We start from the raw sequence: 7,704 nt of genomic DNA on the forward strand, positions 1-7,704 counted from the left end.
TGTTCCAGGCCCCCGGAGACCCGGTCGGTCGTACCCTTCAACGACTGCGCAGTGCTGCCAGTCAACGTCCGGCGACGGTCGGTGTCAACGCGGGCCCGGCGGCGCGGCGGGGTGCTGGGGACCGCCGTGGTTCAGTCGGCCTTGTGGGGCACCCACTCGCTGTCGTCCAGCGAGTAGCCGTACTGCGGACGTCCGCTCATGCCGCTGGTGCGGAACGGCTTCCCCTGGTCGTCGATGCGCAGCACGCCGTTGCGGGTGCCGCTGGACCACGCCAGCTCCAGATACCAGCGCACATCGTGGGAGGCCGCGGCGGCCGTGATGTACAGGACCTCGGGCTCGCTCTCGCTCACCTTGTACGGCAGACCCGTCTGCCCGGACTTCGGCCTGGCCACCGGGCGGACCGCGTCCAGCCCGATGTCGAAGGAGTGCGTGGGCACCCCGCCGCCGCAGCCGACCCCGATGTACCCCATCTCGTACACGTTCCAGGCCGGCGGCGCAGCGCTGCCGACGACCCGGACGTTCAGGGACTGCAGCACCACGGTGTCCTGTCCGGTGCCCTGCACGGTGAGTTCGAGGTACTGGCTGCCGGCCGAGACGGCGCCCAGCGCGCTCACCCAGCTCGGCGCGTCCTGCTCGGTCGGCGGCGGCGGCACCTTGGCCGCGTCCTGGTCGACCAGATAGGTCTGGCCGCACGGGCTCTCCCAGGCGTACGGCCGGGTCGTCACCGTCAGCGGAACGGCCGCCGCCACGTCCGCGGCCCCGCCGGCCTTCGCGCTCGGGGAGGCGGACGCCCCGCTCTTCGCCGTAGCGGACCCGGAAGGACTCGCGGAGCCGGAGGGCGAGGCCGACGCGGACGCCGAGGAGGTCGGCCTCGCGGAGGCGGACGCGGAGGCGGTACCGCGCCCGGTGGAGGTCACGGAACCGGCCTCCTGCTTCCGGTCCCCGCCGCCGTCGCCGGACACGAAGTGGGGGACGAGCGCGGTGGCCGCGAGCACTACGGCCACCGCGCCGGCGGCGAAAAGAGCGGTTCGGCGGCGGTTGCGCGGGGCGGCCACCGGTTCGGCCGGTTCGGTCGCGGGGGAAAGAGCGGGCCCCGGCGCGGCGGAGGGGACGTCTGCTTCAGGGATGGGAGCGGCGGCCGTCTCGGTGACCGCGGTGGTCGCTGCCGTGGTTGCCGCTGTGGCCGTGGTCGCGGCGGTCGCGGCGGACTTCCGCTCCCGCTGACGGGCCCCGTCAGCCAGGATCCACCGGCGGTGGGCCTCGACGAGTTCGTCGGGGGTCGCCTTGCAGAGGCGCGCGAACCGCTCCACGGGGGCGTACTCGGTGGGTACGGCGTCGCCGTTGCAGTAGCGGTGCAGCGTCGACGTGCTCATGTGCAGCCGCTTCGCGAGAACGCCGTAGCTGAGCCCCGAACGGTCCTTGAGCTCCCGTATCAGCGCCGCGAAATCGGCCGTCTCGTCCACCGCTGCCACCCTGCCTCCATTCCAGTCCAGCGTTCCAGGGAAGCCATGTTCCCCCAGGTAAGAGCCGGTGCGAATGTTCCAGGTTCCCGTAACTCCCGGCTGCCGTGGCGGGTGGGACGGAAAGCGGCACAAGCTCTGGTCATCAAAGCACGCCGCCCGCCGACCGGTTGGACGGCGGGCGACTTCCCGCCTCTCCGAAAGGGAGCACAGCCATGTCCGCGTTCACCGCCCGTCCCCGCACCCGCCTCTTCGCCGCCGCCACCCTCGCGCTCGCCGCACTCTCGCTCACCGCCTGCAACGACAAACTGGGAGTACAGGACTCCGGCGCGGCCTCCTCGGACTCCTCCAAGGTGACGACCCCGGCACCGTCCGGGACGAAAACCGGCCAGAGCGGCGGCAACACGTCGGGCGGCTCCTCGACGGGGGGCTCCTCGACCAGCGGCGGCACGCGGTCGGGCGGCAGCAAGACGAGCGGCGGCTCGGGTTCGACCTCCGGTTCGACCTCTGGCTCCGGTTCGAGCAGCTCCACGAAGACCGTCACCTGCAGCGGCGCCAACACCAAGGTGACCGCGCAGCCGGTCAGCCGCCCCATCAACCACATGCTGCTCACCGTCACCAACACCGGCTCCAAGACCTGCAACCTCTACTACTACCCGGCCGTCAACTTCGGCGACGCCCAGTCCGTACCACCGGTGATCAAGGACTCCCAGCCGCAGGCGGTGACCACACTCACGCCGGGCCAGTCGGGCTACGCCGCCGTCGCCCTCGCCGGCGGAAGCGACGGCAGCGGCACCAACGGCCGCACCGCCAAGTCCCTCTCCGTCTACTTCTTCGACCGCAACATGAACAGCATCAGCCCTGCCGCCACCCCTGCCCTCCCCACCAAGGGCGTCTACGTCGACGACTCGCTGAGGGTGACTTACTGGCTGACCAGCGTGCAGGATGCGTTGACCTACTGAGACGCGGGGCGCGGGGGCTCGGGGTAGCGGGGGGCCGGCACTGGATCTGAATCCGGTGGCGGCCCCCCGGGGACTGCCTGGCTGTCGGCTGTCGGCTGTCGGCTGTCGGGGTTGGTGGGGATGTGAAGCTGCGGGCTCTTCGTCCCGCAGCATGAGGTTGATCAGAAGGCGCTCTGCCACCACCTATTCGGTGGATTGGCGTACGGCACGGCGTCCGGACGTTCGAGGATCCGCCTGTCCAGAGGCTCCACGATGCTGCGGAACTCCCGAGCGCTCTTCTTGGGAAGCGCACACATGGCGAGCTCCAACAGGTCTCGCTCGTCCGCCGGCTCAGGACAGCAGTCGGGTACACCACATCGATCGCTGAACGGTGAAGGGAGCTGATTCCGCGGTGCCCTTGCGATGGCAGCCCATCGGGAGAGCGCCTGCCCGATGAGGCCTGGTTGGAGCCGCGTCCGCTCCAACCGAATGATCTGAGCCCGAGGTGGGCCGGAAAGCCGACCGATCTTCGAGTAACTGCCACGTGCGGCAGACCCTCCATCCGCGAGGTCGGGCTGTACAACAGCCAGGGCTGGTTCAACAAACATGGCATCAAGGCTTCGGAAGTCGAGGTCTCGCCCGGTGTGGAGAACGCCGTCAAGGGACGGATGCTCTACGAGCTGCGGAAGGTCGGCCGCATCGCTCCCAAGGGGACCGAGGACATCACCGGAGACAAATGGAGGCGACCGCCTCTCGCCGCGGAAGGATGCAAATGAAGTACGTCACGGCCGTCTGGGACGACGGAGGGTTCCTCGTGGATCCCGGGGCCTATCTGGCCGAACTGCCGCGTCTGCGCGCCTACCTGCCCCCAGGCGCCCGGTCCTTCGCCACCGACCCCGGCCACTACGACATCGCGGGCGCGACCCGCTGTATCAAGGATCTGGAACTGGCAGGGGTCCACCTCGCCACCGACAAGAGCGGCAGCCTGGTCCTGGACTTCGCGCCCAACAAGTTCAAGCACGACTCCGGCCTGCGCATCACCTACTCGGGCGTGACGCACTTCTCCGTCGACTATGAACACTCCATCGACTGGATGCTGGTCGACACCGTCCTCTTCGACGAAATCCTTCCGGACGAGGACGGAGGCTGCACACACGAAATCTCGCTGACCGACGCGAGCATTCTGGTCCGCTGCCGGGACCTGGAAGCGGTGTGGGGCGGCACGAGCTGACGGAGACGGGTTCGGTGGTCCCAGGCCACCTGGCCCGACTCTCCCCGCACGCGGGCGTCGACGGGGCAACCGCGTTCGCACGCGCGTGGGCGGTGAGCGCGAGCTCGGGGCTTTCTGACGTGACGGGGTCGGTCCGGGCCCCGATGCGGGTGAGGAGTGCGAGCTGCCGGTCGTTTGTCGGAGACCAAGGGTGCATGGCGATCGTCGTATCGTCTGTGGGTTCCTCCGCACAAGCCGTGGGGACGGCTCTCCCGGGGCACATGCGGCGCGCGGGCCCGCTCGAAGGCGGAATGCTCCTCGCTGGGAGCCACCGGGGAGCCACTTCCCGAAGTCGGCTCCCAAATGGCTCCCAAAATGGACCCGCAACGCCAATCAGGGCCGGCGCTGATCTCTCAGCACTGGCCCTGACCTGGCGTTTCAACTGTCGGGGTGGCGGGATTTGAACCCACGACCTCTTCGTCCCGAACGCGATCGCGGCCTTGATGACCTTGGCTCGCGTACCTTGACCTGGCGGTTCCGCCTCCATCGCAGTCCACTACTGTCCGCAGCAGTCTTTGCGCAGCCACTTCGTTTGGCCCCCTGTTTGGCCCCCCAACTCGACCGGCAATCGCTGCCGTCTCAGGCGCAGGAAGGGGCCGCCTCCCCGTCACAGCACGTACAGGATGCAGTGCTCATCTGATCACCTGCTCCTGGCTCAGCCTTCGTGGCTGGCAGACGGTCCGGTCCTGCACCCGAGGGCGGCCGGCTCTCCGTGGGGCTCCAGATGATGTTCGGCGTAGGCACGGGTCCGTGCCTACGAAACGGGGGGACTCACCAGTAATTAAAGATGTGTATCTCGACACTCGGAATTGAATGCTCCGGTACCCTGGCGCGCGCTCAGATGTCGTATAACCTGTCAGGGCGTCATATGCCTGATTGTGTACGGGGGACGAACCCATGCCGCAAAAATTCTCTGCCGCCGACGTCGAACAAGCCGTCGGCATCTCTTCCGTGTCATACCTCGGCACGGGTGCTTTCGGTGAGACCTGGAGGGTTGTCGCCAACGGCAAGGACGCGGCATTCAAGATCATCTATCGAGACGATGCGGATCTTGAACGGCTGCGTCGAGAGATCGTCAGCTACCGCCGGGTAGCCTCCGAGAATGTCGTACGCCTGGATGAAGTTGCTCCCCTGGATATCGCAGGGAATCGCAGAATTACCCTCATTTTCGAGTACATTGAGGGTGGCGACCTGGCTGAGGCGATCCCGAAGTCACGTCCCACGGCCGACCAACTAGTCAATCTCGCGAATGGATTGTTGCAAGGTATATCTGCTATCCATGCGGCGAATCTCCTTCATCGAGATCTGAAGCCCGCCAATGTTGCCCTTCGGGGAGGCGAATACTCTCATCCCGTGATCTTGGACTTGGGATTGGCCAAGCTGATGGACGTGGAGTCCATTACACGATACCCGCAGGCCATCGGGACTCCAATGTACATGGCGCCCGAGCAACTTCGAGGTGAGAGGGCGCTAAAGGCCAGCGACCTATGGGCTATCGGTGTTGTGCTCTACGAGTCGGCCACTGGAATGCACCCGTTTGTTGCTCAGGGAGAGACGCTATCTTGGGATACGTTCTTTGAGCGGATCAAGAGCAAGCCTGCGCTTCCGGAGTCCATTCCGTCTAGCGTTGCCGATTTGATTGACCGCTGCCTTTCAGAGCAACCGTATAAGAGAGGAACGGTGGCGAAAGCCATCCGTCGCATCAAGGGGGAGTAGGATATGCGCGGCGATGACGAACTGCACTTCGTTGTTGACACGGTGAATGCTGAGGCATCAGATGCTGAAACGATTGATGAAGACTTCTTCGATTGGAGCGCCGAGGCAGAAGCCGACGCCGAGGCGCTCGGGGAGGTGATTGATGAGGAGCGTTTCGCAGAGGCGAGGGATTGCCTTCAGGGTGGCAAGCCACTGTTTCTTATCCAGCGGAGCCACCAACACTCAGTTTCGATCCCGGCAGCGCTGAACCATATCAATGCCGCGCACGGCACCTCTCTCAACCTGGGTGTTGTTGCTCCGATTCCCCGCATGCGACCGAGTGGGGCTTCGGGTATCCCGACTTTCTTTCGCAACACGGCAGTAGCTCCAGTTCAGATTGCAGACCCGGAGTGCTTCGCGAGGATGGACTCGTATGGCACGGTTCTTGCGGAGCAGCGAGACGATAAGCCATTTGCTGGCGCATCTACATCAACTAAGTGGCCGTACTTCAATCGTGCCCTTCCCTCAGGCTGGACAGCTGATTGGGTCGCAGATGTCATTCAGACTCAGCGCGAACAGGGTGCCACTGTACTTCTCACGCCTGGATTGTGGATGGACTCCGCAGACCGGGCGGGCAGCCTGAAGACATTGAGGGACTGCGTAAGCTGGGCACGCGATGAGACGCGTGACTACGAGAATTTGGCAGTCAACCTCACGATCCCCTATACGTGGCTGACCACTGAGAGGCTACGTGACTCGCTTTTTGCTGAGCTGCTAGACATGGACGAGGATGTCTTCTACGTCCGGGTGCGCTGGCCTCTTCTTGCGCAACCCTACGGTCAGCTTTCCTCGGCAGACATTCTGGACGGCTATATTGAGCTGTCGAGCGTTTGCGAGGAAAACGATAAGTTCTTGATTCTCCCCAACACTGCATTGACTGGCTGGGTCGCCCTTGCCTGGGGCGCCAACGGTTTCTCCACTGGCATCGGCTCAGGCGAGCGCGCGTTCGCGGATACGAAGGTAATCAAGATCAAGCGCACCACGCCGCGACCGGCACCAACCAACAGGACATTCCGTCGCAGCTTGTTGCACGTGGTCGATGTCGACACCGACTCCCTACTGTCAGCGCTTCCCGGACAGAGTGCGTGTGACTGCGACTTTTGTCGCGCACAAACACCTGGCCTGTGGGATAAGGCGAAGGCCGGCGCGCATTATCTGGTCAAAGTGGCCGAAGCCGCAGCCGAAGCGTCAGACCACGCTCGTGGCACAAGAGCTGGCGCACGCACAATCGCCCGGAGCGCCAGAGACTTTAGGGACACAGCGTCAGCTATCGTGCCGCTCACCGGTGCGAATGACCCAAAGCATCTGGATCTTTGGCTGGACCGGCTCAAGTAAGAAGCAACGCGGACCTTCGAGGGTCGTCGCCGCTACTTGTAGTGACTAGCCTCCCGAAAACGTGTCCCCAGAACCCTGAATTGCCCCCTGAGTCGCGCACGGCAAGGATTCGCTCCGACACGACCGAGCGTTCACTATTCCTTGGTGACTTGCGTGCTGGATTCGCGACTACCGTCAGGGGGCTGTTCAGTGCGTCAGCAGATACAGAGAGCAATCCGACACCAGCGTGATCCAATGCTGTACGCAGCATATTTTGAGACCTAGGTAGACGTTCGGCATCCATTGCCAGGAAAGTCTTGTTGGCGAACTTCGTATGTGACGCAGCCTGACTGAGTGCCCGTTGCCAATCGGAACGTTTTACCTCGATGGCATAAATGCTTGTGGTTGGACACTTGTAATAATGCTTGGCGTGCCACTGTCCTCTACCTACACGCTCAACCCAGCCGTATTCGATCAGCTTGGGCAGCAATTGCTGACTTAGGTGAGACGTCGAAGTGAGGGTTTTGCTGGCAATGTCTGATGTTGGAAGCGATGGAGGTGTTGGTTTTCCGGCGGCGTTCTGTTTCTGTGCATCACTGAGCAGCGAAATGACGTCAATTGCCGACTTGGATTGAATCGGATGAACTCCCCGCCTTTTTCTGTCCTCGACGGTGCGTTTATCGAACACTGCAAAGATGATGTCGGCAACGCCTTTTTGGGTTTGGATCTCGTAGAAGTGCTCCCAGGGGGTCCTTCGTGATGTGAACTCGTATCGGCTAGAGATGATGGGGCGCAGCATGTCTGCTTCACGTTCGAAAGTAGTCATGTGACCCTTCCTCTAAGTCAGATACTCGAAGTTCGTATCCTACTGTCGGCGGCGGTTGAACGCGGACCCACTCTGGTCGGTTGAATCGTGACCCGTGTGGCTTGTGGTTGGTGTGTTCAGCCGGTTTCTGTTGTGGCG

The 7,704-nt window shown here is 63.7% G+C and carries 6 protein-coding genes; 4 read left to right on the forward strand and 2 right to left on the reverse strand.

All coding sequences use genetic code 11. The features are described from left to right. Positions 1 to 131: 131 nt before the first annotated feature. Complete coding sequence (locus AB0I51_RS31185) at positions 132 to 1,472, reverse strand: helix-turn-helix transcriptional regulator (protein WP_362980851.1); 1,341 nt, start codon at positions 1,470 to 1,472, stop codon at positions 132 to 134. A 203-nt stretch (positions 1,473 to 1,675) separates the two neighbouring features. On the opposite strand from AB0I51_RS31185, the gene AB0I51_RS31190 reads away from it, so the two are divergent. The 4 genes from AB0I51_RS31190 (at position 1,676) to AB0I51_RS31205 (ending at position 6,761) form a co-directional block, all read left to right on the forward strand. Then, positions 1,676 to 2,422 (forward strand): DUF4232 domain-containing protein, encoded by a 747-nt coding sequence (locus AB0I51_RS31190; RefSeq protein WP_362980853.1) that lies wholly within the window; start codon positions 1,676 to 1,678, stop codon positions 2,420 to 2,422. A gap of 751 nt (positions 2,423 to 3,173) precedes the next feature. Continuing rightward, positions 3,174 to 3,632 carry a hypothetical protein gene (locus AB0I51_RS31195; protein ID WP_362980855.1) on the forward strand — a complete coding sequence of 153 codons (459 nt, stop codon included), beginning with the start codon at positions 3,174 to 3,176 and terminating at the stop codon, positions 3,630 to 3,632. A 936-nt stretch (positions 3,633 to 4,568) separates the two neighbouring features. Continuing rightward, the gene (locus tag AB0I51_RS31200; protein ID WP_362980857.1) at positions 4,569 to 5,387 is read left to right on the forward strand and encodes a serine/threonine-protein kinase; all 819 of its coding nucleotides are present in this window, start codon (positions 4,569 to 4,571) and stop codon (positions 5,385 to 5,387) included. Positions 5,388 to 5,390: 3 nt separating this feature from the next. Next, complete coding sequence (locus AB0I51_RS31205; RefSeq protein ID WP_362980859.1) at positions 5,391 to 6,761, forward strand: hypothetical protein; 1,371 nt, start codon at positions 5,391 to 5,393, stop codon at positions 6,759 to 6,761. Here AB0I51_RS31205 and AB0I51_RS31210 read toward each other — a convergent pair. Continuing rightward, complete coding sequence (locus AB0I51_RS31210; RefSeq protein ID WP_362980861.1) at positions 6,754 to 7,566, reverse strand: hypothetical protein; 813 nt, start codon at positions 7,564 to 7,566, stop codon at positions 6,754 to 6,756. The genes AB0I51_RS31205 and AB0I51_RS31210 overlap by 8 nt on opposite strands. Positions 7,567 to 7,704 lie beyond the last annotated feature (138 nt).

Source organism: Streptomyces sp. NPDC050549 (genome assembly GCF_040655035.1).
GTDB lineage: Bacteria > Actinomycetota > Actinomycetes > Streptomycetales > Streptomycetaceae > Streptomyces.